Source organism: Paucibacter sp. M5-1 (assembly GCF_027498415.2).
In the GTDB taxonomy this organism is placed as follows: domain Bacteria; phylum Pseudomonadota; class Gammaproteobacteria; order Burkholderiales; family Burkholderiaceae_C; genus Roseateles_E.
Genome location: NZ_JAPZLM020000001.1, coordinates 5,523,979 through 5,549,164, shown reverse-complemented (window position 1 = coordinate 5,549,164; position 25,186 = coordinate 5,523,979). Strand labels below are relative to the sequence as shown.

29 protein-coding genes are annotated in these 25,186 nt (G+C 66.5%); 14 read left to right on the top strand and 15 right to left on the bottom strand.

The features are described 5' to 3' along the window. Positions 1 to 3 precede the first annotated feature (3 nt). The 6 genes from O5M90_RS26165 to O5M90_RS26140 are packed head-to-tail and all read right to left on the bottom strand — an operon-like array spanning position 4 to position 6,815. A complete protein-coding gene (locus tag O5M90_RS26165) occupies positions 4 to 366 on the bottom strand; it encodes a translation initiation factor Sui1 (RefSeq protein WP_262973846.1) in 363 nt (120 codons plus the stop codon). After that, on the bottom strand, positions 363 to 2,765 hold the full coding sequence (locus tag O5M90_RS26160) for a DUF3772 domain-containing protein (protein ID WP_269840986.1): 2,403 nt from the start codon (positions 2,763 to 2,765) through the stop codon (positions 363 to 365). Before O5M90_RS26160 ends, O5M90_RS26165 begins: the two co-directional genes overlap by 4 nt. Beyond that, positions 2,762 to 3,712: a tRNA dihydrouridine synthase gene (locus O5M90_RS26155; RefSeq protein ID WP_269840987.1), complete on the bottom strand. Its 951-nt coding sequence runs from the start codon at positions 3,710 to 3,712 to the stop codon at positions 2,762 to 2,764. The genes O5M90_RS26160 and O5M90_RS26155 overlap by 4 nt, the downstream gene beginning before the upstream one ends. Next, the gene (locus tag O5M90_RS26150; RefSeq protein WP_269840988.1) at positions 3,709 to 4,206 is read right to left on the bottom strand and encodes a M48 metallopeptidase family protein; all 498 of its coding nucleotides are present in this window, start codon (positions 4,204 to 4,206) and stop codon (positions 3,709 to 3,711) included. Before O5M90_RS26150 ends, O5M90_RS26155 begins: the two co-directional genes overlap by 4 nt. Beyond that, positions 4,203 to 6,074 carry a M3 family metallopeptidase gene (locus tag O5M90_RS26145; protein WP_269840989.1) on the bottom strand — a complete coding sequence of 624 codons (1,872 nt, stop codon included), beginning with the start codon at positions 6,072 to 6,074 and terminating at the stop codon, positions 4,203 to 4,205. Before O5M90_RS26145 ends, O5M90_RS26150 begins: the two co-directional genes overlap by 4 nt. A 33-nt stretch (positions 6,075 to 6,107) precedes the next feature. Further along, complete coding sequence (locus O5M90_RS26140) at positions 6,108 to 6,815, bottom strand: DUF502 domain-containing protein (protein ID WP_137943237.1); 708 nt, start codon at positions 6,813 to 6,815, stop codon at positions 6,108 to 6,110. A gap of 37 nt (positions 6,816 to 6,852) precedes the next feature. Between O5M90_RS26140 and O5M90_RS26135 the strand changes: the two genes are divergently transcribed. The 4 genes from O5M90_RS26135 (at position 6,853) to O5M90_RS26120 (ending at position 9,773) form a co-directional block, all read left to right on the top strand. Further along, the gene (locus O5M90_RS26135) at positions 6,853 to 7,158 is read left to right on the top strand and encodes a 2Fe-2S iron-sulfur cluster-binding protein (protein ID WP_137943238.1); all 306 of its coding nucleotides are present in this window, start codon (positions 6,853 to 6,855) and stop codon (positions 7,156 to 7,158) included. Positions 7,159 to 7,255: 97 nt separating this feature from the next. Next, positions 7,256 to 8,800, top strand: coding sequence for a methyl-accepting chemotaxis protein (locus tag O5M90_RS26130; RefSeq protein ID WP_137943239.1), 1,545 nt, complete (start codon positions 7,256 to 7,258; stop codon positions 8,798 to 8,800). A 147-nt stretch (positions 8,801 to 8,947) separates the two neighbouring features. After that, positions 8,948 to 9,538 (top strand): lysophospholipid acyltransferase family protein, encoded by a 591-nt coding sequence (locus O5M90_RS26125; RefSeq protein WP_269840990.1) that lies wholly within the window; start codon positions 8,948 to 8,950, stop codon positions 9,536 to 9,538. Next, a complete protein-coding gene (locus tag O5M90_RS26120; protein WP_137943241.1) occupies positions 9,531 to 9,773 on the top strand; it encodes a VF530 family DNA-binding protein in 243 nt (80 codons plus the stop codon). Before O5M90_RS26125 ends, O5M90_RS26120 begins: the two co-directional genes overlap by 8 nt. Before the next feature lie 21 nt (positions 9,774 to 9,794). Here O5M90_RS26120 and minE read toward each other — a convergent pair whose 3' ends face one another. From minE to minC, 3 genes are all read right to left on the bottom strand, one after another. Continuing rightward, positions 9,795 to 10,058 (bottom strand): cell division topological specificity factor MinE, encoded by a 264-nt coding sequence (minE, locus tag O5M90_RS26115; RefSeq protein WP_137943242.1) that lies wholly within the window; start codon positions 10,056 to 10,058, stop codon positions 9,795 to 9,797. An 11-nt stretch (positions 10,059 to 10,069) separates the two neighbouring features. Continuing rightward, positions 10,070 to 10,885 (bottom strand): septum site-determining protein MinD, encoded by an 816-nt coding sequence (minD, locus tag O5M90_RS26110; protein WP_137943243.1) that lies wholly within the window; start codon positions 10,883 to 10,885, stop codon positions 10,070 to 10,072. A gap of 63 nt (positions 10,886 to 10,948) precedes the next feature. After that, positions 10,949 to 11,788: a septum site-determining protein MinC gene (minC, locus tag O5M90_RS26105; protein ID WP_440402463.1), complete on the bottom strand. Its 840-nt coding sequence runs from the start codon at positions 11,786 to 11,788 to the stop codon at positions 10,949 to 10,951. Between the two features lie 903 nt (positions 11,789 to 12,691). Between minC and O5M90_RS26100 the strand changes: the two genes are divergently transcribed. The 5 genes from O5M90_RS26100 (at position 12,692) to O5M90_RS26080 (ending at position 17,907) form a co-directional block, all read left to right on the top strand. Next, entirely contained in the window at positions 12,692 to 12,883 is a 192-nt protein-coding gene (locus O5M90_RS26100; protein ID WP_137943369.1) for a hypothetical protein, read from the top strand. A gap of 128 nt (positions 12,884 to 13,011) precedes the next feature. After that, positions 13,012 to 15,057, top strand: a complete 2,046-nt coding sequence (gene metG / locus O5M90_RS26095; protein WP_269840991.1) for a methionine--tRNA ligase — start codon at positions 13,012 to 13,014, stop codon at positions 15,055 to 15,057. 25 nt (positions 15,058 to 15,082) lie between these two features. Next, on the top strand, positions 15,083 to 16,747 hold the full coding sequence (locus O5M90_RS26090; protein ID WP_269840992.1) for a SulP family inorganic anion transporter: 1,665 nt from the start codon (positions 15,083 to 15,085) through the stop codon (positions 16,745 to 16,747). Between the two features lie 33 nt (positions 16,748 to 16,780). Further along, positions 16,781 to 16,984: a DUF3460 family protein gene (locus tag O5M90_RS26085; protein WP_137943247.1), complete on the top strand. Its 204-nt coding sequence runs from the start codon at positions 16,781 to 16,783 to the stop codon at positions 16,982 to 16,984. A 29-nt stretch (positions 16,985 to 17,013) separates the two neighbouring features. Further along, the gene (locus O5M90_RS26080) at positions 17,014 to 17,907 is read left to right on the top strand and encodes a segregation and condensation protein A (protein WP_440402460.1); all 894 of its coding nucleotides are present in this window, start codon (positions 17,014 to 17,016) and stop codon (positions 17,905 to 17,907) included. On the opposite strand, the gene O5M90_RS26075 is transcribed toward O5M90_RS26080, so the two are convergent. The 3 genes from O5M90_RS26075 to O5M90_RS26065 form a co-directional block, all read right to left on the bottom strand. Continuing rightward, positions 17,898 to 18,635 carry a response regulator gene (locus O5M90_RS26075; RefSeq protein WP_269840993.1) on the bottom strand — a complete coding sequence of 246 codons (738 nt, stop codon included), beginning with the start codon at positions 18,633 to 18,635 and terminating at the stop codon, positions 17,898 to 17,900. The genes O5M90_RS26080 and O5M90_RS26075 overlap by 10 nt on opposite strands. Before the next feature lie 139 nt (positions 18,636 to 18,774). Next, complete coding sequence (locus O5M90_RS26070) at positions 18,775 to 19,227, bottom strand: MaoC family dehydratase (protein WP_269840994.1); 453 nt, start codon at positions 19,225 to 19,227, stop codon at positions 18,775 to 18,777. A 3-nt stretch (positions 19,228 to 19,230) separates the two neighbouring features. After that, the gene (locus O5M90_RS26065) at positions 19,231 to 19,857 is read right to left on the bottom strand and encodes a ParA family protein (protein ID WP_269840995.1); all 627 of its coding nucleotides are present in this window, start codon (positions 19,855 to 19,857) and stop codon (positions 19,231 to 19,233) included. Between the two features lie 85 nt (positions 19,858 to 19,942). On the opposite strand from O5M90_RS26065, the gene O5M90_RS26060 reads away from it, so the two are divergent. After that, positions 19,943 to 20,374 carry a DUF1841 family protein gene (locus tag O5M90_RS26060; protein ID WP_269840996.1) on the top strand — a complete coding sequence of 144 codons (432 nt, stop codon included), beginning with the start codon at positions 19,943 to 19,945 and terminating at the stop codon, positions 20,372 to 20,374. A gap of 30 nt (positions 20,375 to 20,404) precedes the next feature. Here the strand turns inward: O5M90_RS26060 and O5M90_RS26055 are convergent, their stop codons facing one another. The 3 genes from O5M90_RS26055 to flgA form a co-directional block, all read right to left on the bottom strand. After that, positions 20,405 to 20,794 (bottom strand): hypothetical protein, encoded by a 390-nt coding sequence (locus O5M90_RS26055; RefSeq protein ID WP_137943252.1) that lies wholly within the window; start codon positions 20,792 to 20,794, stop codon positions 20,405 to 20,407. 100 nt (positions 20,795 to 20,894) lie between these two features. Beyond that, on the bottom strand, positions 20,895 to 21,227 hold the full coding sequence (flgM, locus tag O5M90_RS26050; protein ID WP_269840997.1) for a flagellar biosynthesis anti-sigma factor FlgM: 333 nt from the start codon (positions 21,225 to 21,227) through the stop codon (positions 20,895 to 20,897). A gap of 111 nt (positions 21,228 to 21,338) precedes the next feature. Continuing rightward, positions 21,339 to 22,052 (bottom strand): flagellar basal body P-ring formation chaperone FlgA, encoded by a 714-nt coding sequence (gene flgA / locus O5M90_RS26045; protein ID WP_269840998.1) that lies wholly within the window; start codon positions 22,050 to 22,052, stop codon positions 21,339 to 21,341. A gap of 170 nt (positions 22,053 to 22,222) precedes the next feature. Between flgA and flgB the strand changes: the two genes are divergently transcribed. From flgB to flgE, 4 genes are read left to right on the top strand one after another with little or no spacing between them, the layout of a single operon-like run. Continuing rightward, the gene (gene flgB / locus O5M90_RS26040; RefSeq protein ID WP_269840999.1) at positions 22,223 to 22,636 is read left to right on the top strand and encodes a flagellar basal body rod protein FlgB; all 414 of its coding nucleotides are present in this window, start codon (positions 22,223 to 22,225) and stop codon (positions 22,634 to 22,636) included. Positions 22,637 to 22,652: 16 nt separating this feature from the next. Continuing rightward, a complete protein-coding gene (gene flgC / locus O5M90_RS26035; protein WP_137943255.1) occupies positions 22,653 to 23,069 on the top strand; it encodes a flagellar basal body rod protein FlgC in 417 nt (138 codons plus the stop codon). 22 nt (positions 23,070 to 23,091) lie between these two features. Next, positions 23,092 to 23,748, top strand: coding sequence for a flagellar hook assembly protein FlgD (locus O5M90_RS26030; RefSeq protein WP_262973860.1), 657 nt, complete (start codon positions 23,092 to 23,094; stop codon positions 23,746 to 23,748). Between the two features lie 50 nt (positions 23,749 to 23,798). After that, complete coding sequence (flgE, locus tag O5M90_RS26025) at positions 23,799 to 25,172, top strand: flagellar hook protein FlgE (protein WP_269841000.1); 1,374 nt, start codon at positions 23,799 to 23,801, stop codon at positions 25,170 to 25,172. Positions 25,173 to 25,186 lie beyond the last annotated feature (14 nt).

The following is a 25,186-nucleotide window of genomic DNA, read 5'->3' as shown; positions in this document are numbered from 1 at the left end:
CCCTCAGCCGCCGGCCTTCTTGACCTTGTGGCCGGCCTGCGTGAGCCGGGCCATCACGGTCTCCAGATGGTCGCCCTGGATCTCGATGACGCCGTCCTTGACCGTGCCGCCGGAGCCGCAGCTGGCCTTGAGCTGCTTGGCCAGCGCGCTCAGCGCGGCCTCGTCCAGCGCCAGGCCCTTGATCAGGGTCACGCCCTTGCCCTTGCGGCCCTTGGTCTCGCGCGAGACGCGCACGATGCCGTCACCGGCGGGGATGGGCTTGGTCTTGCTGCAACGGCAGTCGGCGGCGGCCTGCCGGCAGCTGGGGCAGGTGCGGCCGCTGTCGGTGGAATAGACCAGGCGGCTGTTGCTCGAAGAGGTGCTCATGGCTCTTGCTTGGGAGGCAGTTCGGAAGGCGGGGGTTCGGGTGGCGGGGCCTCGCGCAGCACCAGGCTCGGCGCCTGCCACAGCGGCACATCGGCCTCGCGCAGGTCTTGCAGCACCCGGAACAGCAGGGCGCTGCGCACGCCATAGCTCTGGCGCGGCGAGGCGACGAAGCCGGTGGCGTTGAAGACCAGCTGGCCCTTGTCGATGCCGTCGAGTTGGACATTGGGTGCCGGCGTGTCCATCACATCATCGTGTTCTTCGAAGGCGCGGCGCAGGATCTCGCTGACCTTGGCGGTGTCGCAGTCCAGCGGCATCGGCAGCTTGATCTGCACCAGGCCGACCGGGTTCTGATGCGTCACATTGCGCACGATCTTGGTGATGAACTCGGAGTTGGGCACGATCACGGTGGAACGGTCGCCCATCTGGATCTCGGTGGCGCGCACATTGATGCGGCGGATGTCGCCCTCGAAGCCGGGCCCCGGTCCGCCCAGCACGACCCAATCGCCAACCTTGACCGGCCGCTCGGCCAGGAGGATCAACCCGGAGACGAAGTTCGACACCACGGCCTGCAGGCCGAAGCCTATGCCCACCGACAGCGCGCTGGCGATCCAGGCCACCTTCTCCAGCTCCAGGCCGATGGCAGACAGCCCCAGACCGATGGCCACCACGGTGCCCAGAAAGCTCAGCAAGGTGGTGACCGAGCTGCGCATGCCGGCATCCAGCGAGGTGGTCGGCAGGAAGCGCTCGCTGAGCCAGGACTTCAGCGCCCGCAGCGCCAGCAAGGCCAGCAGGAAGACCAGCAGCGACTGCAGCAACGCGGTGGGCTTGAGCTGCAGCTCCCCGACGGCGATGCCCTCGCGCAGCTGGTCTGTGCGTTGCAAGAGATCGGCCGGGCTCTCGCCGAACGGCGCGAGGATCAGCACCAGCACCAGCAGCCAGATCGTCAGCCGCAGCGCACCGGAGCCCAGCACGACCGCCTGGTTGCGCAGCGCGCGGCCGGGCCGGGGCCGGGTCTCGCCCAAGAACTCGTCATCGTCAATCAGCCAGGTGGTGGCGGCATCGTCGATCAGCAGGTTCAGCAGATAGGCACTCAGCGCCAGCACCGCAATCCAGGTGATCTGGCGCACGACGAAGCTGCCCAGCGCGACATAGCCCACCACGATGCCCAGCAAGGCCAGCACCAGAATGCCCCAGACAGCCACCAGGCTCAGCGTCAGCCAGGTCGGGCGCGCGTCATCGGTCGCCTGCTCGGCGTCGGCTTCGGCCATCGCGCGACGGCGCAGCTGCTCGCCGCGATGCACGGTGCGCACCAGCACCGCACCCAGGGCCAGCGCATACGCGCCATTGACCGCCACCTCGATGGCCAGGCTCAGCGACAGGCCGCCGCTCAGGCGCTGCATGAACCAGCCGACGAAGGTGACCGCACCGATCAGGGTCGGGTACCAGCGCAGGCCCAAGGCCACCGAGTCGGGCAGCGGCAACAGGCGCCAGGAGGGCCGACGCGGCGTCAGCAGCGCGTGGCCCAGGCCGGCGATATAGGCGGCAAAACATACCGCGCCGACACTGCTGGCCAAGAGCGGGCGCAGCGGGTCGCCGTCAGCCAGGTTCTCGCTCAGCCCCAAGGCCAGCGCATAGGCGGCCACACCTGGCACCAGCATGGCCAGCAGGGTCTGCAGCACCGCGTAAAGCGAGCGCCGCACGCGGCCCGGCGGCGTGCGCTGCGAGGCCAGTTCGGTCAGCCAGCGGCCCAGCCAGACACGCAGTGCCAGCGCCGCCAGCAGCATGCCCGCCAGAGCCAGCCAGCGCGCCCCCGAGCTGCCCGCGATTGCGTCGCTCAGGCGCTGCTTGAACTGCTGCAGCCGCGCGGTGTCGCGCGTCAGCCCGCTGCGCAAATCGTTCCAAAAACTCGGCGCCAGGACCGAGTCGGTGCGCTCGAACAGCTCGGCCCGAAAGCGCGCCCGGCGCTGCCCGCCCACCTCGTCGGACAACTGTTCGCTCTCCAGCGCCAGCAGCCGCGCCAACTTCATCCGGGTGTCCAGCAGCTCGCTGCTTTTCTTCAGCGCACGGCGCTGCTCGGCCACATCGCCGGCCTCGCTGCCCTCGGCCGGCACCGGGCCGAGCTCGGCCAGACGCGCCTGCGCGCTGTCGAACTGCGGCGCCTGCTCCAGGGCAATCGCCTCGGCGCGCTGCTGCAGCGCCAGCAGCTGACGACGAAAGTCGGCCAGCTCGGCATCGCCCAGCGGCTTGCCGTCACGGACATCGCCACCCAGTCGCTTGCGGATCTGCTCCAGCTGGGTGCGCGCGCTGTCCAGGGTGGTGTCGACCGGATCCTGGGCCCAGGCGGCGGCCGTGATCAGCAGCAGCCAGACCAGCAGCAGTTTGTGCAGGGCGAATCTCATGCGGCCTCTTTGATCGGCGCCCAGCCGAAGAACTCTAGCTCCAGCTGCCCGGGCTCGTTGATCGTGCGCACCCGCCAGTAGGCCTGCTCGGCCTCGGGGTAGCGGCGCTTCAGATAGTTCAGCCATTGCTTGAGCCGGCCGGCTTGATGGCGGGTCTCGACATGGCGGCGCACCTGGCCCCAGAAGACCTCCATCAGCGGCAGCAGCTGAGCCCAGGGCAGCGGCAGCGCTGCAGCGCTGCGTATCGCCAGCGCCAGCCCCGGATCGGCCACCATGCCCCGGCCCACCATCAAGTCCTCGCACTGCGACTGGGCGCGGCAATTCTCGGCATCAGCGGCGGTCCAGATCTCGCCATTGGCGATCACCGGCACCTGGACCGCGGCACGCACCGCCGCGATGCGGTCCCAGTAGGCCGGCGGCTTGTAGCCATCGGCCTTGGTGCGGGCATGGATCACCAGCTCCTCGGCACCGGACTCGACCATGGCCAGCGCGCAATCCAGCGTCTTCGAGTCGTCCAGATAGCCCAGTCGCATCTTGGCCGAGACCGGCAGATGGGCCGGCACGGCGCGGCGCACCGCACCGACGATACGGGCGATCAGCTCGGGCTCGTCCAGCAGCACCGCGCCGCCGCGATGGCGGTTCACGCATTTGGCCGGGCAGCCGAAGTTCAGATCGATGCCCTCGGGGCCCAGCGCTGCCAGCTTGGCGGCGTTCTCGGCCATGCAGACCGGATCGGAGCCCAGCAGTTGCGGCCGCACCGGCACACCGGCGGCGGTCCGGCTGCCATTGAGCAGCTCGGGCACGATGCGGGTGAAGACGCGATTGGGCATCAGCATGTCGGTGATGCGGATGAACTCGGAGACGCAGCGGTCGATGCCACCGACGCGGGTCAGCGCGTCGCGGAGCATGTGATCAAGCAAGCCCTCCATGGGCGCCAGCAGAATCATTGCGGCAGCTCCTGCTGCGTCAACCACAGCCGCAGATCAAACTCCAGCTGCCCGTAGTTCGGCTCCATATGCTGGCACAGCGAATAGAAAGCCTTGTTGTGATCGAGCTCCTTGATATGGGCCAGCTCGTGGACGACGATCATGCGCAGGAAGTCGGCCGGGGCCTCGCGGAACAGCGTGGCGATGCGGATCTCGCGGCGCGTCTTCAGCTTGGCGCCCTGCACGTTCTGCGCGCGGGTATGGGTGCCCAGCGCGTGCTGGATGATCTTGAGCTTGGCGTCATAGCAGACCTTGTTCAGCGGCTCGGCATTGCGCATGAAGCGTTGCTTCAAGTCCTGGGTGTAGTCGAACAAGGCCTTGTCGCTGCGCACCTCGTGCGTGTCGGCATAGCGGCGCTGCAGATACTCGCCGAGCTTGCCGGCGGCTATCATGCCCTGCACCTGGGCCTGCAGCTCGGCCGGGTAGCCGGCCAGGTACTTCAACGGCGGGTTCACTGCAGCGCGGGCCTCGCGTAGTGCTCGCCGACCCAGCGCTCGAAGCGCTCGCACATCGCGTCCTCACCCTCGCTGCTGTCGGCCAACAGTTCGGCGCCGTGAACGATGCGTATCGTCGCGTCCAGTGCCGGCAGGCCGGCCGCCGGTTCGCCACGCGCGCTGGCCGCAGCCATCGCCTGCTGCGCCCGCTCCCAGGCCTCGTCAACCGACTCGTTGCAGGCCTCGGCCAGATAGCGGGCCGAGAAGCCCTCGCCGGTCAGGCGGCGCAGCGTGGCGTCGTGGTCGATGCTGTTGCCGGGCGCCCAGTAGTGCTCGGCCAGCGCCGGGCCGATGGCCGGGTTGTCGGCCAGATAACCATGCTTGCGCAGGAAGTGGGCGCGGGTCTGGTAGACCGCCATATGGGCCAGCAGATAGCCCTGGTAGGAGGCGGCCGATTCCTGGTTGAGCAGATGCGGAATCGCCAGCAGCGGCCGCGGGCCGGCGGCCACGCCCTGGATGCGCAGCTCGGTCGCGCGGGCCAGCGCCAGCACTGCCTCGGCCGTCAGCGCCGCATCGTCCATCGCATAGAGCGCGGCCTCGAAATAAGGCACGACGGCGATCGCGCGCTCATCAAAGGCCCGCATCGGCTGCTGGCTGGCGATGCGCTCGCGGATCAGCGCATCGGGGATGGCCTCGCCGGCGGCATTGCGGGCATAGCGCTTGAGCCAGTCGGCGTCGTTCAGGAGGCTGTCGCAGAACATCGACTGCGTCTCGGCATAGGCCATCGAGGTCGGCGCGAACTCCTGCGAGAAGCAGGGCGAGTTCTGCACCACATTGGCGAAGTGCGCGGCATGGCCGCCTTCGTGGAACAAGGTGTTGATCGCGCGCAGGCCGCTGCCGACCTGGTCGGGCTTGGCCTCGGCGGTGAAATTGATCTGGCCGGCCACCCAGCGTCCCGCCTCGTCGACGTAGGCCGGGATCGGGCCATGGCAGAAGCCGTTCTGGTACTTGCCCTCGCGCGCCAGCAGGTCCAGCTGCATCGTGGCGCCGCGATAGCTGATGCCCAGGCGCCGGAAGCTCTGCACCCAGCGGCGCAGTGCCGGGCCGAAGGGCATGTACTCGTCCATGCGCCGCGCCACATCGCCGCCGCTGAAGTAGCGCAGGTTCCAGGGCCGCAGCGCCGCTTCGCCATGCGCGGCGACCAGGGCCGCCAGGGCCCGGTCGCTGGCGGCCTGCGTGCGGGCCACGAAATCGTCAAGGATGGCGAACAGCGCCGCTGGCGTCATGCGCTCGTTCTTGCGCAGCTTCAGCTCGAAGTAGTTGGCAAAGCCGAGCGAGCGCGCGAAGCGGTTGCGCAGCCGCACCAGGTCCAGGAAGCCCTTGCCCAGCACCCAGCGCTCGATCTCGCCATAGGCCTCGTAGGAACTGCGGCGCGCGGCCTCGCTGGGGTTGCTGGCCATATTGGTCGCCAGCATGCTCAGCGTGGCCACCTCGCGCTCGCCGCGCTCGTTCAGATGGGTGGGCGCGAGCTCTTTCTTCTGCGCGAACAGCGCGGCCTCGGCCACGATCAGCTCGCGCATCAAGGCCTGGCCCTCGGGCTTGTCGACAATATGGGCCTCGAACAGCGCCAGCCAGCCCTGCAAGCCATGCAACAGCGCATCGCGCGCGGGCCCGGCCGGCTCGGCCTGCACGGCGGCCAGATGGGTGCGCGTTGCGGCGAGCCGCGCCGGGTCGGAGATGAAGTCCTTGTAACGCGCCTCGGCGGCCGCGAAGCCGGCGTGGTCCTCGCTGGTGGCCATATAGGTGGACCAGAACAGGTCTTCCTTGGTCTTGTGGACCTGGAGGTAGTCGCGGTTGAGCGCGTCGAAAAACTCTTGGGCTTGCATCATGGGAGGCTCTTGTGGAGACAGCCCCGTATTGTCTCAGGCATCGGCCACGGGCTTGGCCGCTACCTTCGCGCCCAGCACCTCGGAGCTGGTGACGCCCATCGAGACATAGAGGCTGGTCAGCCCGTCCATGCCGATCTCGGCCGGCCGCACCCACTCGGTGGGCAGGAACAGCAGGCCGCCGCCGACCGGCACCGGCGCGGTCGGCACGATCACCGCGACATAGGCGACCCCGTCGATCAGCACCGGCTCGGGATTGGACAGCAGGCCCAGCACCAGGGCCCCGCCCTCGGGCTTGACCCCGCCGAAATGGCACCACACCGGCGCCATCGAGCGCACGCCGGCCTCGTCGCGCTTGGACAGCATCTCTATCATGCGCTTGAGCAGGTCGTAGACCGTGCTGATGACCGGGATGCGCGCGATCAGCGCCTCGATGCCGGTCTTCAGCCGGCGCTGCAACTGGGTCTCGACCACGAGGCCCAGCAGATAGATCAGCCCCATCGCCAGCGCCAGCCCCAGCAGATAGGCCATGCCCTGCGATTCGATCAGACCCAGGGTCAGCAGGCCGATGCCATGACCCAGCCAGCTGTCCGGGCCGATGAAGCTCAGCAGCATCGATCCCACCCAGCCGATCAGGGCCAAGGTGGCCAGCAGCGGCAGCACGGTCAGGAAGCCGGTGACAAAGGTGCGCAGCACATGGCGGCGCGCTTCGGTGGCAAAAAAGGTCTTCGGGGTTTCGTTCATGGCGCTCTGACGGTCGGGGAGCAGGCATCATGCCAGCATGACTGCTGCATTCCCGGTCGAGATCCGGCCGCAGGGCTGGCAATTCGATGCCGCGCCCGAACAAACCCTGCTGCTGGCCGCGCTGGAGATGGGCCTGCGCATGCCCCATTCCTGCCGCAACGGCACCTGCCGGGCCTGCATCGCCCGCCTGCTGGACGGGCAGATCGACTACCGCATCGAATGGCCCGGGCTGAGCCGCGAGGAGAAGGCCGAAGGCTGGATACTGCCTTGTGTGGCCTGCGCGCGCAGCGCGCTGACGCTGGAGGCGCCGGCCACCGTCAATCTGTTCGATGCCCCGCTGTAGCGCCGGACTACCCTCTGGTTAACCCTTTGTTCCGCCGATCGAAGCGGCGGCGGCTGGGTCAGCATCGCGGTATTCAAACCCCGCCCCTGCCCCTCCCATGCTCAAACTCAATAATTGGCGCCTGCGCACCCGCGTGCTGGCCGGCTTTGCCCTGGTCATCCTGCTGATGATGGTGGCCTCCACCGTCGGCATCGTGCGGGTCGCGATGCTGAACCAGCGCATCGAGCGCCTGGTCGAGGTCGATATGCAGGCGCTGGACCTGTCGCGCCAATGGGCCGGTATGAGCGAGGGCAGCATCCAGCGTCGCATCGTCTCGATGGCGGTCGATGACGAGGTCTTCGTCAAGGCGCTGACGCGTCGCTCCAAGGAAGTGTCCGAGCGCATCGACAAGGTCCAGGCCGAGCTCGACAAGATCAGCAAGACCCCCGAGGCCGACCGTTTGACCGATGTGATCGCCGAGACGCGCAAGAAATACCAGGCCTCGCGCGAGGACCTGATGAAGCTGAAGAAGGCCGGTGAGAACATCCAGGCCCGCGTCGCGGCCGAGCTGATCCCGGCGATGGAGACTTATCTGGCGGCCATCAACAGCTATGCCGACTACACCCGCGAGGTGCTGCAGACCGCGCGCCGCGAGGCCGAGGCAGAGGCCCAGACCACCCGACAGCTGGTGACCGGCCTGATGCTGCTGGCCGTGCTGCTGGGCCTGGGCGTGGCGGTGGCCATCACCCGCTCGGTGACCGCGCCGCTGGCCCGGGCGCAGAGCCTGACCCGGGCCATCGCCGAGGGCGACCTGACCGCGACCACACGCGCCGAGGGCCGTGACGAGCTGGCCGAGCTCAATGGCGCGCTACTCCATATGCAGGGCAGCCTGTCGACGACCATCACCGGCGTGCGCCGCGCGGCCGAGCAGGTACGGCTGGCCTCCACCGAGATCGCCAGCGGCAATCTGGACCTGTCCAACCGCACCGAGCAGGCCGCCAGCAGCCTGGAGCAGACCGGCGCCGCGATGGCCCAGCTGGGCGAAGGCGTCAAGCTCAATGCCGAGGCGGCGCGCCAGGCCGACGGCCTGGCCAAGACAGCCTCGGACGTAGCCGGCCGCGGCGGTGCGATGGTCGAGCAGGTCATCAGCACGATGAGCGAGATCCAGCAATCGTCGAGCAAGATCGCCGACATCATCGGCGTGATCGACGGCATCGCCTTCCAGACCAATATCCTGGCGCTGAACGCGGCGGTGGAAGCCGCCCGCGCCGGCGAGCAGGGCCGCGGCTTCGCGGTGGTGGCCAGCGAGGTGCGCGCGCTGGCACAGCGCAGCGCCCAGGCGGCGCGCGAGATCAAGACCCTGATCTCGGCCTCGGTCGAGCGCGTCGAGGGCGGCAGCCGCCTGGTCGGCGAAACCGGCAGCACCATGCGCGAGGTGGTCGACAGCGTCAAGCGCGTGACCGACATCATCGGCGAGATCTCCAGCTCCAGCGCCAACCAGGCCCTGACCCTGTCCGAGATCGGCCAGGCCGTGCATCAGCTGGACCAGATGACGCAGCAGAACGCCGCGCTGGTCGAGCAGTCGGCCTCGGCGGCCGAGAGCCTGAAGGACCAGGCCGCGCAGCTGGTGGATGCCGTGGCCAGTTTCCGGCTGCGCGCCTGAACTGTCCCTGCGAACTGTGGACAAGTCCGTGCACAGCCTGCGCACGCCGGCGCCAAGTGATTGATTTCACAGGCTTTGCGCTAGGCTGCTCAATAAAAGTGCACAGGCGTAGGACAATCGCTGGCTTTGCCGGGATCACGGCTCCTCATGCACCGCACGATCTTCACCACGCCTGTCGTCAACACCGCGCTGCGCGCCCTGTCTCTGGCATGGCTGAAGCTGCGCGGCTGGAAGCTTGCCGGCGCGCTGCCGGCCGAGCAGCCCAAATGCGTGCTGATTGCCGCACCGCACACCAGCAACTGGGACCTGCCCTACACGCTGATGGTGGCGTTCGCGCTGCGTCTGAACATCTACTGGATGGGCAAGCAGCAGATTTTTCGCTGGCCGTTCGGCGGCCTGATGCGCTGGCTGGGCGGCATCGCGGTGAACCGCGAGCAGTCCAGCAATCTGGTGGCCGCCTCGGCCGAGGCGCTGCGCCGGGCCGATGGGCCGGTTCAGCTGATCGTGCCGCCCGAGGGCACGCGCAGCAAGACGCGCTACTGGAAGACCGGCTTCTACTGGATCGCCCACCAGGCCCAGGTGCCCATCGTGATGGCTTATATGGACTACCCGCGCAAGCTCAGCGGCCTCGGGCCGGTATTCACGCCCAGCGGCGATGTCGAGGCCGATATGCGCAAGATCAAGACCTACTACGCCCAGTTCAAGGGCAAGAACTGGCAGCAATTCGACCATGAGTGACGCGCCCAACAAGGATCCGCTGCAAGGCAAGACCCTGGAGATGATCGTCACCGCGCTGGCCGACTATTTCGGCTGGCAGGAGCTCGGTGAGCGCATCGCGATCCGCTGCTTCCAGAGCGATCCCAGCGTGGCCTCCAGCCTGAAGTTCCTGCGCAAGACGCCCTGGGCGCGCGCCAAGGTCGAGAGCCTCTACCTCTTCATGCTGCGCGAGCAGGCCCGCCACCGGCAGGCCTGAGGCCGCTTCGGCGGCCTGGATTCAAGCTCGATTCGGCTCGGGCAGCTCGATCTTGACTTCGAGCACCTCGAAGTTGCCCTCGCGCTCCATATGCACCTTGATGTCGTCCGGGTTGATGGAGACGTACTTCGAGATCACCGCCACCAGCTCGCGCTGCAGCTGGGGCAGGTAGTCGGGGCTGGTGCTGCGGCCGTTGCGCTCGTGCGCCAGGATCAGCTGCAGCCGCTCCTTGGCGACGCTGGCGGTGTTCTTTTTCTCACCGAGGAAGAAGGACAGGAATCCCATCGTGGCCTCCCTCACTTGCTGCCGAACAGGCGTTTGAAGAAGCCGGGCTTGACCGCCTCGATGAAGCGCATCGGCTTGTCCTCGCCCAGGAAGCGCGCCACCACATCGGCATAGGCCTCGGCCACCTCGCTGCCCTTCATATGGATGGCGGGCAGGCCCTGGTTGGAGGCCTGCAGCACCACCTCGGACTCGGGGATCACGCCGATCAGCGGCGTGCGCAGGATCTCGTGTATGTCTTCCAGCGACAGCATCTGGCCGCCCTCGACCCGGCTGGGGTTGTAGCGCGTGATCAGCAGATGCTCCTTGATCGGCTCCTTGCCCTCGATCGCGCGCTTGGTCTTGCTGTTGAGCATGCCCAGGATGCGGTCGGAATCGCGCACCGAGGAGACCTCGGGATTGGTCACGACCAGGGCCTCATCGGCGAAGTGCATGGCCATCAGCGCGCCAGTCTCGATGCCGGCCGGCGAGTCGCAGATGATGTAGTCGAACTCCATCGCCTTGAGCTCTTCGAGCACGCGCTCGACGCCCTCCTGCTTCAGCGCGTCCTTGTCACGGGTCTGCGAGGCGGCCAGGATGAAGAGCTTGTCGAGCTGCTTGTCCTTGATCAGGGCCTGGCTCAGCTTGATCTCGTCATTGATGACATTGATCAGGTCATAGACCACGCGGCGCTCGCAACCCATGATCAGGTCGAGATTGCGCAGGCCCACGTCGAAATCGATCACCACCGTCTTGTAGCCGCGCAGGGCCAGGCCGGTTGCAAAGCTGGCGCTGGTGGTGGTCTTGCCGACCCCACCCTTGCCGGAAGTCACTACGACGATCTTGCTCATCGATTCAAGTCCTTTTCAGTAAAGGGTCAGGTCTTGCCTGGCCCGGAAGATTTTCAACATCCATCACAGCTTCAGCGGCTCCATCACCAGCTTCTCGCCCTCCAGCCGGATCTGCGCCGGCTTGGCGAACACGGTGTCGGGCAGCGGGTTCTCGGTGGTGCGGTAGATGCCGGCAATCGCGATCAGCTCGGCCTCCATGCTGGTGGCGAAGATGCGCGCATCGGTGTTGCCGCGCGCGCCGGCGATGGCCTTGCCGCGCAGCGGCGCATAGACATGGATATGACCGTCGGCGATCACCTCGGCGCCATGGTTGACCAGGGCCAGCACGACCAGATCGCCGCCCTTGGCATAGACCTGCTGACCGGAGCGCAGCGGCTTGTCGATCACCAGGGTCTTGACCGCATCGCCGGGCACCTCGCGCACCACCTCGTGCACGACCTCGCGCACCACTTCCTGCACCACGGTCTCGACCCGCGCTTCGGCGCGCGGCGCCACCGGCTCTGGCTCCGGGGCCTCGGCCAGCCCCAGAGCGAGGGCGCGCGCCAGCAGGCCCGGGCCGGCGCCGACCACGGCCACCGGCTGCATGCGGTACTCGCGCAGCAAGGCCAGCAGGGCGGGCAGATCGATAGGCGGCTCGGCGTCCAGGCTTAGCTGGGCCTGGCCCGGCTCGTTGCCGGGCTCGGTCTGGGGCAGCTGCGAGAAATCGATCAGCAGCGGGTCATGGTTGAACACCTCGGGCGTGCCGCCCAGGCGCTGGCGCAACTCGGCCGACAGCTGCGTCAGATCGCCCGTCTTCAGCACCAGCGTGAGCAGACTCAGTGACGCGCTCTTGAGTTCAAACACCTCATGGGCCCTGCACGCAGGTTTGCCGGCTTTGTTGTTTCCCTCTAGTGCCTGGACCATGAGCAGTGGCTTATCTTGTGCAAAGCGGTGATTTTAGCGGGAGGCGAGGCAGGCCTCTTTCGGGGCGCACCCGCAGCCTGCTTAAAAAGCAGGCAGAGCAAGAACAAGACTGGCAAATCAAGCACTTAGCCCGGCTATCGAAGCGGTGTTCACAAACTTGTCCACATCAGCGGTGGACAGCGCATGAGCTATTTCAACATCAGGGCTTGACTTATCCCCAAACAGCCAGCACCTCCCGAGTCGCTGCCGGATGCTGGCGCTCATGCTGCACTGCATCTGCACGTTTCCCCGAAAGCGCGCTAAGTCATTGATTCATATAGAGCCGTATCGCCTGCTCAAAAAATCGGCAAGCCAAGCGCAAGCGCGGCATATCAAGGGTTTAGCGCCGCTGCACCGATGTTCTCCACAAAGTTATCCACAGAAGAAGTGGATAGCTTCACCACGCCTTACAAATCAAGACCTTAAGCGTGATCTTTGATGTCGAGTTGAGCTTCTGGTGCTAACTGGTCAAGTGAAAATCGTCGGCAACGGCGAGTCAGGGCGACGATCTTGCGCCAGGCGCCACTCCAGACGAACCAGACAAGAAATTTAATCGCCAAGCCTTGACTTATCCCCAATTGTTGCGATTGCGTGACGACCGGATGCCGGCAGCATGCACCCGCCGAAGCGATGCCGAAAAGCGGGCCAAGTGCTTGATTTGCATACGATGCCGCGCCGCAGCAATCGACAGCAGCGCCAAGGCAGTACCAGCAAATTCAAGCACTTAGCGAAAACAGCCCCGCTTGCCCACAAAGTTATCCACATGGCCGGCGCGAGCCCGGCGTAGCGGGTGCGATGGGGATCGGCGCTGCGGTTACAGTGGCGACTGGGCTTGCATGTCGCAAGCCACCGAAGGAGTCGGCCTTGGCAACACCCAATTACTCATACGAAAAACGGCAACGCGAGCTGGCAAAGAAACGCAAGAACGAAGAAAAGCGTCAGCGCAAGCTCAGCGGTGGTGCTCAAGGCGGCCAGGATGAGCCCGATGCCGGCGGCGCAGATGCCCCGGCAGCCCCGGCCGACGGCGAGGCCGCCGCCGAGCCCAACAAGGGCTGACCTGGTACTGGCCGCAGGCCGCGCCCAGCCGCGCGGCGCCGGCACCTAAAATCTCGCTCCCGCATGGCGACCGCCATGCGACGCCGGCCCTGTTTCCCTCTGCCCGTTTTTGCCCGTACTCGCCCGCCATGACCCGCAAGCTCTTCGTCACCACCGCCCTGCCCTACGCGAACGCCAACTTCCATATTGGCCACATCATGGAATACACCCAGGCCGATATCTGGGTGCGCTTCCAGCGCATGCGCGGGCAGGAGGTGCATTTCGTCGGCGCGGACGACGCCCATGGCGCGCCCATCATGATTGCAGCCGAGAAGGCCGGTAAGACGCCGCAGCAGTTCGTGGCCGACATCGCGGCGGGCCGCAAGACCTATCTGGACGGCTTCCACATCAGCTTCGACAACTGGCACTCGACCGATGGCCCGGAGAACCACGAGCTCTCCAAGGAAATCTACAAGGCCTTGCGTGCCAATGAGCTGATCTCGGTGAAGACCATCGAGCAGTTCTTCGACCCCGAGAAGTCCATGTTCCTGCCGGACCGCTTCATCAAGGGCGAGTGCCCGAAGTGCGGCGCCAAGGACCAGTACGGCGACTCCTGCGAGGTCTGCGGCGCGGTCTACACGCCCACCGAGCTGAAGAACCCGTTCTCGGTGCTGACCGGCGCAACGCCGGTGATGAAGAGCTCGGAGCACTACTTCTTCAAGCTCAGCGATCCGCGCTGCATCGAGTTCCTGGAGCAATGGACCCAGACCCCGGGGCGCCTGCAGAGCGAGGTGCTGAACAAGATCAAGGAATGGTTCACCAAGGACGACGAGGGCAAGGGCGGCCTGGGTGATTGGGACATCAGCCGCGACGCGCCCTACTTCGGCATCGAGATTCCCGATGCGCCGGGCAAGTATTTCTATGTCTGGCTGGACGCGCCGATCGGCTATCTGGCCTCGCTGAAAAACTACTTCGGCAAGCTGGGCCGCGACTTCGACGCCTTCATGGCCGACGAGTCGGTGGAGCAGATCCATTTCATCGGCAAGGACATCACCTATTTCCACACGCTGTTCTGGCCGGCGATGCTGCATTTCAGCGGCCGCAAGACCCCGAACCATGTTTACGTGCATGGCTTCCTGACCGTCAACAACGGCGAGAAGATGAGCAAGAGCCGCGGCACCGGCCTGGATCCGCTGAAGTACCTGAGCTTGGGGCTGAATGCCGAATGGCTGCGCTACTACCTGGCCGCCAAGCTCAACGCCAAGGTCGAGGATGTGGACTTCAATCCCGAGGACTTCGTCGCCCGCGTCAACAGTGATCTGGTCGGCAAGTACATCAATATCGCCAGCCGCGCGGCCGGCTTCCTGGCCAAGCGCTTCGATGGGCGGCTGTCGGCCGACCTGGGCGTCGAGGGCCGCGCGCTGCTGGACACGCTGCGCGCCCATGCCGACACCATCGCCGAGCTCTATGAGGAGCGCGAGCTCGGCAAGGCGCTGCGCGAGATCATGCTGCTGGCCGACAAGGTCAACGAGTATGTGGACCAGAACAAGCCCTGGGAGCTGGCCAAGAAGGAAGGCGCCGACGCGGTGCTGCAGGATGTCTGCAGCGTCTGCATTGAGGCCTTCCGCCTGCTGACCATCTATCTGAAGCCGGTGCTGCCGGCGCTGGCAGCCAAGGTCGAGACCTTCTTGCGTGTCGAGCCGATGCAGTTCGCCGACAGCGCCCGCGCGCTCGGTGCCCACCAGATCGGCGTCTACGAACACCTGATGCAGCGTGTCGACCCCAAGCTGCTGGAAGCCCTGTTCGAGCCCCCCGCCGCACCGAAGGTCGTGCCCGGCGGTGAAGACCTGGCCCCCGAGATCAAGATCGATGACTTCACCAAGGTCGATCTGCGCATCGCCAAAATCGTCAAGGCCGAGCATGTCGAGGGTTCGGACAAGCTCTTGCGCCTGACGCTGGATGTCGGCGAGGGCCGCCTGCGCAATGTCTTCTCCGGCATCAAGAGCGCTTACAAGCCGGAAGATCTCGAAGGCAAGCTGACCGTGATGGTCGCCAACCTGGCCCCGCGCAAGATGAAGTTCGGCATCAGCGAAGGCATGGTGCTGGCCGCCAGCCACGCCGACGAGAAGGCCAAACCCGGCATCTTTGTGCTGGAGCCCTTCCCCGGCGCCCAACCCGGCATGCGGGTGCGCTGACCCCCCGGGCGGCCGACATCACACGATGCCGCCGCTGCACCGCTTTCACCCGCGCGCACTGAGCGCGCTGCGCGGCTACAGCCGCCAGCGCTTCATCGCCGACCTCGGCGCCGGCATCACGGTGGGCATCGTCGCGCTGCCGCTGGCCATTGCCTTCGCGATCGCCTCGGGCGTCAAGCCCGAGCAGGGCCTGGTCACCGCCATCATCGCGGGCTTTCTCATATCGGCCCTGGGCGGCTCGAATGTGCAGATTGGCGGGCCGGCCGGCGCCTTCATCGTGATCGTCTACGGCATCGTGCAGCGCTACGGCCTGGCCAATCTGCTGATCGCCACCGTGCTGGCCGGCGGCCTGCTGGTGCTGATGGGCCTGCTGCGCCTGGGCGTCTTGGTGCGCTACATCCCGGTGTCCATCGTGATCGGCTTCACCAACGGTATCGCGGTGCTGATCGCGCTGTCGCAGCTGAAGGATCTGCTGGGCCTGGACATCGCGCAGATGCCGGCCGACTTCTTCGGCCAGCTCGCCGCGCTGAGCCGCCATCTGCACAGCGTCAACCCCTGGGCCCTGCTGCTGGGCCTGGGCTGCATGGGCGTGGTGCTGCTGTGGCCCAAGACCTACCAGATGCAGCGCGGCCATGGCCCCTGGCGCCAGCGCACACACCGGCTGATGGCCCAGCTGCCGGGCACGGTGATCGCGCTGGTCGGCGCGACGCTGCTGGCCCAGGGCCTGAGTCTGCCGCTGGAGACCATAGGCAGCCGCTTTGGCGGCATCCCGCAAAGCCTGCCCGGCTTTGCCCTGCCCGAGTTCAGCTGGAGCAGTGCCAAGCAGCTCTTCATCCCCACCGTGACGATCGCCCTGCTCGGCGCGATCGAGTCGCTGCTGTGCGCCCGGGTGGCCGACAATATGACCGCATTGCCCCGCCACGACCCGAACCAGGAGCTGATGGCCCAGGGTGTGGCCAATATGGTCGTGCCCTTTTTCGGCGGCATCCCGGCCACCGGCACGATCGCCCGCACCGTCACCAATGTGCGCGCCGGCGGCAACAGCCCGGTCTCCGGCATGGTGCACGCTGCCACCCTGCTGCTGATCGTGCTGCTGGCCGCGCCGCTGGCCGAGTACGTGCCGCTGGCGGCGCTGGCCGGCATCCTGCTGGTGGTGGCCTGGAATATGGGCGAGTGGCATGAGTTCGCGCGGCTGCGCCGCTTCAGCCTGCCCTATCGCACCATCCTGCTCGGCACCTTTGTGCTGACCGTGGTGTTCGATCTGACGGTGGCGGTCGAGGTCGGCCTGGTGCTGGCCTGCCTGTTCTTCATCTACCGGATGAGCACGCTGTTTCGCGTCGAGCCACTGCCCAGCGAGATCGCCGGCACCCAGCTGATGCGGGTCTATGGCGCGCTGTTCTTCGGCGCGGTCGGCAAGGTCGAGGGCCTGGCCGAGTCCCTGCCGGCCGGCTGCCACACCCTGGTGCTGGACCTGCATCAGCTGATCTCGATCGACACCTCGGGGCTGGACGCGCTGGTCCAGCTGCAGCGCACGCTGGCACGGCAGGGCCAACGCCTGGTGCTGTGCGGCCTCAACGAGCAGCCGGCCAGCCTGATTGCACGCGGCGGGCTGGCCGAGGCGCTGGGGCCGGACGGCATTCATGCCGATTTGACCGCCTGGCGCGGCGCCTGCCGGCAAGCGGGCCTGTAAAATCACCTTTTTTGCAGCCGATAGCGCCCCGCCATGCCCCTGTTCTGGAAGCCTTACAAGTCCGAAGTCAGCAGCTTCATCGATGAGCTGAAGGCCAAGAAGCCGACGCTGGAACAAGAACAGCGCGCCGGCCGTGCCCTGCTGTGGGACAAGCCGGTGGACCGTCAGGCCCAGGCCGATTTCCGCGCCGCCAAGATCGCTCAGCAGCCTTACGTCTACCAGACCAAGGGCGACTGAGAAGACCCCGCCCGTCAAGGAGCGCCGGCTTGAGCGACACGCCGCTGCCCCCCCTGCCGGCCGAGCCGGCCGCCGCCGCGCCGCCGCTGACGGTGGACGGCGTCGCCGTGGCCCGCCTCTACGGAGAGCCGCTGTTCCAGATGCCGCTGGACCTCTACATCCCGCCGGATGCGCTGGAGGTGTTTCTGGAGGCCTTCCAGGGTCCGCTGGACCTGCTGCTCTATCTGATCAGGCGGCAGAACTTCAATATCCTCGACATCCCGCTGGCCGATGTGACGCGCCAGTACCTGAGCTATGTCGACCAGCTGCGCAAGAGCAATCTGGAGCTGGCCAGCGAATACCTGCTGATGGCGGCGATGCTGATCGAGATCAAGTCGCGCATGCTGCTGCCGCCCAAGAAGACCGAGGACGGCGCCGAGCCCGAAGACCCGCGCGCCGAGTTGGTGCGGCGCCTGCTGGAGTACGAGCGCATCAAGCTGGCCGCCGCCCAGTTGGACGCACTGCCGGTGCTGGGACGCGACTTTCTGCGTGCGCAGGTGCATATCGAACAGTCGCTGCAGCCGCGCTTTCCCGATGTCGAGGCCAATGATCTGCGCGAGGCCTGGCTGGACATCCTCAAGCGCGCCAAGCTGAACCAGCACCACCGCATCACCCGCGAACAGCTGTCGGTGCGCGAGCATATGAGCATCGTGCTGCGCCGGCTGCAGGGGCAGCGCTTCGTCGAGTTCGAGCAGCTGTTTGAAGTCAGCCGCGGGCCGCAGGTGCTGGTCGTGACCTTTATCGCGCTGCTGGAGCTGGCGCGCGAGCGCCTGCTGGAGATCACACAGGCCGAGGCCTTCGCGCCCATCTATGTGCGCCTGGCCTACTCACCGAGCGTGGCCGAAGCGCTGCCCGAGCCGCTGTTCGAGACCGATCAGGCCTGAGCGGCGCGCCAAGTCGAGAAATGAGTCTCGGGCTGGCGCTGCATCATCTGCCCCACCGCCAGCACCGCCTGGGTGCGTGAGCTGACGCCCAGGGCCTTCAGCACGGCGGCCACATGGTCCTTGATCGTTTCGACCGAGACGCCCAGCTCGCGGGCGATGATCTTGTTGGGCTTGCCTTGCAGCAGCAGCAGGGCCAGCACATCGGTCTGGCGCGGCGTCAGCGACAAGCCTTCAAGCCCGCCGGTGGTCTGGTAGGCCGACTCGCTGGCGGCCTGCTGGATCTGCTGCATACGCTGCTGGGCCGGCGCCGGCTCGGGAGCGGACGACACCTCATTGCCCAGGCTCATCGGCGGCACATAGATGCCACCCGACATCACCAGACGCAGCGCCTGCGACAGCATCTCGGTGCTGCTGCGCTTGGGCACAAAACCCATCGCGCCCTGGTCGATCGAACGGATCACATCGCTGGCACGGTCCGAGGCCGAGATCACCACCACCGGCAGAGCCGGGTAGGCGGCGCGGAATTCCTCCAGCAGATCGAAGCCGCTGGCATCGCCCAGTTGCAGGTCCAGCAGCACCAGATCGAAATCATCCTGCTGCTTCAGCGTCGACCGGGCAGCGGCGGCGCTGTCGGCTCCGACCACCTGGACATCGTCACCCAGGCCTTCGATGACGGTCTGCAGGGCCGACAGGATCAGCGGGTGATCATCAATGAGCAGTACTTTCATGCTCGGCCCCTTCATCAAAATTGGCGAAATGCTTAGCGGTATGCATGGTGTTGGGGCTGGATCATAGGCAAGTGCCCCGGGCTTGGGCACAACCCTCATGGGGGATATCGCGGCCGCATCAGTTCGCAATGCGGACAAATCAGCGATAGCGTCGCGTCAGCGACTCCGCCACGCAGACCGGCTTGGCCAATCCCTCGCCCTCGACGCTGACCTGCACCGCCAGCTGGGCCCCACCCTCGATGGGTTCGTAGGACAGCAGCGTGAAACGCGCCCGCAAGCGGCTGCCCACCGGCACCGGCGCCGGAAAACGCACCTTGTTGAGGCCGTAGTTGATGCCCATGCGGCTGTCCGCCACCTGAAAACCGCTGTCGAAAAAGGCCGGCAGCAGGCTCAGCGTCAGGAAACCATGGGCAATGAGCCCGCCGAACGGCCCGGCCGCCGCCCGGGCGGGTTCGGTATGTATCCATTGCTGGTCGTCGGTGGCATCGGCAAAGCGCTGGATCCGGGCCTGGTCGACCTCGATCCAGTCGCTCAGGCCGATTTCCTGCCCCTGCAGGCCGGCCAGATCGGCCAGGCGTTCGAAAGTCCGCATCGTCTAGTGGTCCAGCCAGTCTCCCAGCGCCTGCCATTGCGCCAGATCGCGCTCGACCCGGCTGGGAGCGACGTCCCACAGGGTCAGACCGCGGGCCGCCAGTTGCACATAGTTCTGGGTGTCGCGCAGCATGCCCAGCACCGGCAGCGCCAGCCCCTGCACAAACTGCTGCAGTTGCTGGGCCGACAGCGTACCTTCACGCGCGCGCATGCCCACCAAGGCGAGCTGCGGGCTCTTGCCGCCCGACTGCGCCCGCAGATCTTGCAGGGTCTGCAGGAATCCGTATGTCGCCTGGATGTCAAAAAGACTGGGTTGCAGCGGAATCAGCAGCTTGTCGGCCAGTGCGTAGAGCGAAGCAAGCTTCTTGCCATGCAGGCCGGCCGGCGTGTCCAGCACCACATGGCTGACGCCCTTGGGCGGCTTAAGCAGGCCCTTGGATTCGACATCCCAGCTCTGGATGAGCGGCAGCTGCGCCGCCCGCAAGGCCAGCCATTGGCGCGCCGACTGCTGGCTGTCGACATCGCCCAGCATCACCGCATGCCCTTGGCGGGCGTAGTAGCCGGCAATATTGCTGGCCAGCGTGCTTTTTCCAACGCCGCCCTTGGGGTTGGCGACCAGGATCACGGGCATGAAGTCTCCTGTGCAATCACGGGGAAACCATCGTAGCCGCGTCCCACCGCGCACCGCAATGCGGGTGAACAGCGACAATAGCGCGATGTTTGCCCCCTCCCAAATCGAGGTGCGCCGCTTTTTCTGCGCCACCTACCGCAAGCTGCGCGAAGGCGCGCCGCTGATCCCGATGGAAGCCATTGCCGCGCAATGGATTGACGAGCACCCCGAGTACCACGCCGAACTGGCGGACGAGGAGGCCGCAGTCAACACCGTCTACACGGTGGAAGAGGGGCGCACCAACCCCTTTTTGCATCTCTCGATGCATCTGACCATCACCGAGCAGCAGTCGATCGACCAGCCCACTGGCATCCGTCAGGCCATCGCTTTGCTGGCGGCCAAGCGCCAATCGATGCACGAGGCACAGCATGCCGCGATGGACTGCCTGGGCGAGATGATCTGGGCCTCGCAGCGCAGCGGCCTGCCGCCCGATGGCCATGCCTATCTGGAATGCGTACGCAAGAAAGCCACCTCTTGAGGTGGCTTTGGTAGACAGGATGAGCTCGGATCAGGCCTGGTAGGACCCGCCGCCTAGCGACTTGCGCTCGTTCTTGCCCAGCGCCGAGTACAGGCCGCTGGCCTCGCCGGGCATCAGCACATCGATCGCGCGGTCCAGTGCGGCGGTGGCGCGTGCCAGCGACTCGCGCTGCGCGGCGACCCGGCCGCCGGCCTGCACCAGACGATGACGCAGATTGGGCGGCACCTGGCCGCTGCGGGCGGCTTCGCTGAACATCGCGATCGCCTCGGCCAGGGCCTGGTGCAGCGCGCTGGCATGCAGCTCGATCGCCTGGCTGTCGCGCCGCAGCAAGGCCTCGCCCAGCAGATTCAGGCAGCCTTCGACGGCCAGCAGCGGCTGCTCCAGCGCCTGGCCCAAGGCCGCGTCTGGCAAGCTCGTCATTTCAGAAGTGGGCAAGGCGTGCATAGCGGTACCCGCCGCAAGGCGTTGATATTCGGTCAGCAAAAACAGTCAAACAGCGCCGGCTCGCGCCGGACACCGCTCAGTGAGGCGTCGCTCGGCTCAGCATTTCCTGGGCATTGGCAATCAATTTGTCGGCCACCGCCTCGGCATTGATGCCGAACTTGCCTTCGGTGATGGCCTGGGAAATCCGCCCGACCTTCTCGGCGTCGAAGCTGCCTTCCTCGGACACACCGGCGAGCAAGGCGCTGGCATTGCTAGACAAGGCGATCTTGGCGCTGGCCTCCGGCGTCTTGCCGCCGGCGGCTTCGGCCGTCTTGGCGCGGCCGGCGTCAGCGCCGGCGGGCCTGTCCGTCCCGGCCGTCACTGGCGCCATCGTTTCTGGGCTGTTACCGATTTTCATGCTGCTCTCCATAGCTCAGGGCATTGCCCGAAGCTGTCCAGGTTTTTCGGTGTATCGACCCTTCCCGGCGGGACTTTAGGACTATCGCGAAACTGCGGGGCCAAACGCCCCCCTGTGCCTGCCTCATAGCAGCACCTCCACACGACGCTCACCGACGGCGCGGCCGGTCACGGTACGGCCATTCTCGAAACGGATCCTGACATCCTGGCCTTCCAGGCCCGGCTCCATGGCCTGGCCTTCGCTGGCAATCGCATAGCCGGTACCGCTGGCCAGCACCTGCACGCGCTCGCCGGCGGCAAACCAGCGCCGCTGTTTCAGATCCGTGCTGCGCACCGCCTCACCGACCACCAGGGGTCGTTGCAGGCTGCGCCCGTCGAGCAGGCTGGCGTCGGTGAAGACCTGGCCGGACTCGGCAGCTATATCAATGTCGGCCACTTGCAGCTGGGCTTGAGACAAGACGGTGCCGGCCGGCAAGGCGGTGGTGGCCACCAGCACCCGGGCATAGACCTGCACCTGCACCGGCAGGCTGACATTCCAGCGCGCCTGGCCATCGACGCAGCGCAGGCCGATGCGGCTGCGTCCCCACATCTTCATGCCGCTGGGCAGATAGGGCTGGACCTGGGCGCAGGGCGCCAGCCGCAGCCGCGCGTCGAGCTGGCCCAGTTGCACCTCGATGCGCGCCTCGGGCGGCGCGCCGGCCTGGGCACCGGCCAGCGCCAGCGCCTGGACCCGGCTCAGCAGCTCGGGGCTCAGGCTGGACGGCGTCTGCGCCGCCCCGCCCGTCGCCGCCAGGCACAGCGCAAGCCCGGCGCCAAGGGCGCGGGTGCGGCTGGCCACGAGGGCAGCGGGAAGGCAGGCTTGTTGGAGCATGGAGCGACTGTAGGCCCGAGCCGCCGACTCCTGAGGGTCGAAATGCGCAGCAAAGCCCGTTCTATTCCCGCTAATGTTTTTCGACCTGCCCAACACAATCCATCTCAACTGCCCGGACTGCCACCGAGGTCCCCATCATGATCAACCGACTGACCGACACGCTGAACTTCCAGACCCAGGCCCTGAGCCTGCGCTCGGAGCGCCAGCGCCAGCTCGCCAGCAATATCGCCAATGCCGACACCCCGGGCTACCAGGCCCGGGACATGGACTTTGCGCGGGCGCTGCGCGAAGCGACCGGCTCCAGCGCGGTGCCCGGCGCGATGGCGACCACCAGCAAGAGTCATATGGCGCCGCTGGCCGGCGCCCGCGCCGACAGCAACAAGCTCTACTCCACCGCTGCCCAGACCAATCTGGACAGCAACACGGTCGACATGGACCGCGAACGCGCCAACTTCGCCGACAACGCGGTGAAGTACGAGGCCACGCTGCGCTTCATCAATGGCAGCGTGCGCACCACGATGGACGCGATGAAGTCGCACAACGCGGCCTGATCCGCAGGAGAAGCCCATGTCGATGTTCCAGATCTTCAGCGTCTCGGGCAGCGCGGTCAGCGCGCAAAGCCAGCGCCTCAACATCGTCGCCAGCAATCTGGCCAATGCCGACACCGTGGCCGGCCCCGACGGCCAGGCCTACAAGGCGCGCCAGGTGGTGTTCCAGACCGCGCTGATGGGTGCCGGCGAGAACCTCGGCGCCGCCGGCGTGCGGGTGGCCCAGATCAGCGAAGACCAGACCGAGGGCCGGCGCGTGCACGACCCCAAGCACCCCAAGGCCGACGCCGAGGGCTATGTGACCTACAGCAATGTCAACACGGTGGAAGAGATGGTCAACATGATCTCGGCCTCGCGTTCCTATCAAAACAATATCGAGGTGATGAGCACGGCCAAGAGCCTGCTGCTCAAGACCTTGCAACTGGGCCAGGGCTGAGCCCGGGCCGGGAGGACTCCTGATGGACGTCGCAACGCTCAACAAGCTCAACGGTGGCAGCGGCACCGCCTCGGCCACCAAGAACGCGGCCGATACCCAGGACCGCTTCCTGAAGCTGCTGGTCGCGCAGATGCAGAACCAGGACCCGATGAACCCGATGGACAATGCCCAGGTGACCAGCCAGATGGCGCAGATCCAGACGGTCACCGGCGTGCAGGGCCTGAACACCACGATCCAGGGCCTGAGCTCGCAGTTCACCCAGCTGCAGGCGCTGCAATCGGTGGCCCTGGTCGGCCACGATGTGGCGCTGGCCAGCAACAATCTGGTGATCAACAAATCCGCCGACGGCGTCGCCACCGGCAAGGGCTCCTACGACCTGACCGGCGCCGCCGACAAGGTCAAGCTCGAGGTGCTGAGCCCGGCCGGCCTGGTGGTCGACACGGTGGAGCTCGGCGCCCAGAGCGCCGGCCTGCACAAATTCAGCTGGCCGGCCGACAAGGCGGTGGGTTACGACAGCCTGAATTTCCGCATCACCGCAAGCCGCGGCACGGCCCAGGTCGCCTCGACGCCCTACGCCACCGACAAGGTGGTCGCCGTCAGCACCAATGGCACCAAGCTGCAGGTCAAGCTCGAAGGCATGGGCATCGTCGACTACAGCCTGATCAAGATGGTCGACTGACGACCGCCCCCTCCCGATACCGATACCGCACAGTTTCAAGGACAAGCATCATGGGCTTCCAACAAGGTCTCTCCGGTCTGAATGCCTCGAGCAAGAACCTCGATGTCATCGGCAACAACATCGCCAATGCCAACACCTATGGCACCAAGTCCTCGCGGGCCGAGTTCTCCGATATGTATGCCACCGCGCTCAACGGTGCCGGCGCCAACAATGTGGGCATCGGCGTGCAGTTGGCGGCTGTGGCCCAGCAGTTCACCCAGGGCAATATCTCGATCACCGAGAACCCGATGGACCTGGCGATCAACGGCGGCGGCTTCTTCCAGCTCAGCGACGGCAAGAGCCCGGTGGTCTACAGCCGCAACGGCCAGTTCAAGGTCGACCGCGAAGGCTTCATCGTCAACAACGACAAGCTCAAGCTGCTCGGCTATCCGGCCGACGGCACCGGCGTGATCCAGCCGGGCCTGGCCCAGCCGCTGCAGCTGCCCACCAAGGGCATCGAGCCACAGACCACGGCCAATATCAAGATGGAGTTCAACCTGGACTCGCGCGCCAAGCCGACCGCGCCCTACACCCTGTCCGACCCGGCCGACCCGAACTCCAAGGTCGACGGCCTGGGCATCAAGCTCAAGGACCCGACCACCTACAACAACGCCACCTCGCTGACCGTCTATGACCAGAAGGGCCAACCGGTCGCGGTGACGCTGTACTACCAGCGCGCCCACAACCCCGACGCCAGCGGCAACACGGTCTGGAACGTCTACGTGACGGCCAATGGCGAGCCGGTCAGCGTCGCCGCCGACGGCTCCGACATCACCGCGCCCAACAAGAACGAGCCGCCGCTGCCCTACACCCAGCTGACCTTCCCGCCGACCGGCGGCAGCCCGGTGTTCCCGCCGCCCGGCACCCTGCTAGATCTGCGCATTCCGGCCGGAACCAACTCGGCCGGCGCGCCGACCCTGCCCATCCCCTTCGACCCCGCCGGTCCGGCGATCCGCTTCGATGTGCTGGGCGCCACCGAGAACGGCTCCAGCTTCGCCGTCACCGATCTGACCCAGGACGGCTATGCGCCGGGCCAGCTGACCGGCATCGTGGTCGAGGAAACCGGCGTCGTCACGGCCCGCTACTCGAACGGCGAATCCAAGCCGGCCGGCCAGCTGGAGCTGGCCAACTTCCGCAATATGCAGGGCCTGCAGCCGCTGGGCGGCAATATCTGGGCCCGTACCAACACCTCGGGCGACCCGGTGGTGGGCACGCCCGGCGACGGCAATATGGGCGCGCTGCAGCCCGGCGCGCTGGAGGAGTCGAATGTGGACCTGACCGCCGAGCTGGTGAATATGGTGACCGCGCAGCGCACCTACCAGGCCAATGCCCAGACCATCAAGACCCAGGACCAGGTGCTGCAGACCCTGGTGAACCTGCGCTAATCCCCGATCCCCCC

Coding starts and splice junctions, on each gene's coding strand:
- O5M90_RS26165 (WP_262973846.1), bottom strand. CDS start 366: ATGAGCACCTCTTCGAGCAACAGCCGCCTGGTCTATTCCACCGACAGC.
- O5M90_RS26160 (WP_269840986.1), bottom strand. CDS start 2,765: ATGAGATTCGCCCTGCACAAACTGCTGCTGGTCTGGCTGCTGCTGATC.
- O5M90_RS26155 (WP_269840987.1), bottom strand. CDS start 3,712: ATGATTCTGCTGGCGCCCATGGAGGGCTTGCTTGATCACATGCTCCGC.
- O5M90_RS26145 (WP_269840989.1), bottom strand. CDS start 6,074: ATGATGCAAGCCCAAGAGTTTTTCGACGCGCTCAACCGCGACTACCTC.
- O5M90_RS26140 (WP_137943237.1), bottom strand. CDS start 6,815: ATGAACGAAACCCCGAAGACCTTTTTTGCCACCGAAGCGCGCCGCCAT.
- O5M90_RS26135 (WP_137943238.1), top strand. CDS start 6,853: ATGACTGCTGCATTCCCGGTCGAGATCCGGCCGCAGGGCTGGCAATTC.
- O5M90_RS26130 (WP_137943239.1), top strand. CDS start 7,256: ATGCTCAAACTCAATAATTGGCGCCTGCGCACCCGCGTGCTGGCCGGC.
- O5M90_RS26125 (WP_269840990.1), top strand. CDS start 8,948: ATGCACCGCACGATCTTCACCACGCCTGTCGTCAACACCGCGCTGCGC.
- O5M90_RS26120 (WP_137943241.1), top strand. CDS start 9,531: ATGAGTGACGCGCCCAACAAGGATCCGCTGCAAGGCAAGACCCTGGAG.
- minE (WP_137943242.1), bottom strand. CDS start 10,058: ATGGGATTCCTGTCCTTCTTCCTCGGTGAGAAAAAGAACACCGCCAGC.
- minD (WP_137943243.1), bottom strand. CDS start 10,885: ATGAGCAAGATCGTCGTAGTGACTTCCGGCAAGGGTGGGGTCGGCAAG.
- minC (WP_440402463.1), bottom strand. CDS start 11,788: ATGGTCCAGGCACTAGAGGGAAACAACAAAGCCGGCAAACCTGCGTGC.
- metG (WP_269840991.1), top strand. CDS start 13,012: ATGACCCGCAAGCTCTTCGTCACCACCGCCCTGCCCTACGCGAACGCC.
- O5M90_RS26090 (WP_269840992.1), top strand. CDS start 15,083: ATGCCGCCGCTGCACCGCTTTCACCCGCGCGCACTGAGCGCGCTGCGC.
- O5M90_RS26085 (WP_137943247.1), top strand. CDS start 16,781: ATGCCCCTGTTCTGGAAGCCTTACAAGTCCGAAGTCAGCAGCTTCATC.
- O5M90_RS26075 (WP_269840993.1), bottom strand. CDS start 18,635: ATGAAAGTACTGCTCATTGATGATCACCCGCTGATCCTGTCGGCCCTG.
- O5M90_RS26070 (WP_269840994.1), bottom strand. CDS start 19,227: ATGCGGACTTTCGAACGCCTGGCCGATCTGGCCGGCCTGCAGGGGCAG.
- O5M90_RS26065 (WP_269840995.1), bottom strand. CDS start 19,857: ATGCCCGTGATCCTGGTCGCCAACCCCAAGGGCGGCGTTGGAAAAAGC.
- O5M90_RS26060 (WP_269840996.1), top strand. CDS start 19,943: ATGTTTGCCCCCTCCCAAATCGAGGTGCGCCGCTTTTTCTGCGCCACC.
- O5M90_RS26055 (WP_137943252.1), bottom strand. CDS start 20,794: ATGACGAGCTTGCCAGACGCGGCCTTGGGCCAGGCGCTGGAGCAGCCG.
- flgM (WP_269840997.1), bottom strand. CDS start 21,227: ATGGAGAGCAGCATGAAAATCGGTAACAGCCCAGAAACGATGGCGCCA.
- flgB (WP_269840999.1), top strand. CDS start 22,223: ATGATCAACCGACTGACCGACACGCTGAACTTCCAGACCCAGGCCCTG.
- flgC (WP_137943255.1), top strand. CDS start 22,653: ATGTCGATGTTCCAGATCTTCAGCGTCTCGGGCAGCGCGGTCAGCGCG.
- O5M90_RS26030 (WP_262973860.1), top strand. CDS start 23,092: ATGGACGTCGCAACGCTCAACAAGCTCAACGGTGGCAGCGGCACCGCC.
- flgE (WP_269841000.1), top strand. CDS start 23,799: ATGGGCTTCCAACAAGGTCTCTCCGGTCTGAATGCCTCGAGCAAGAAC.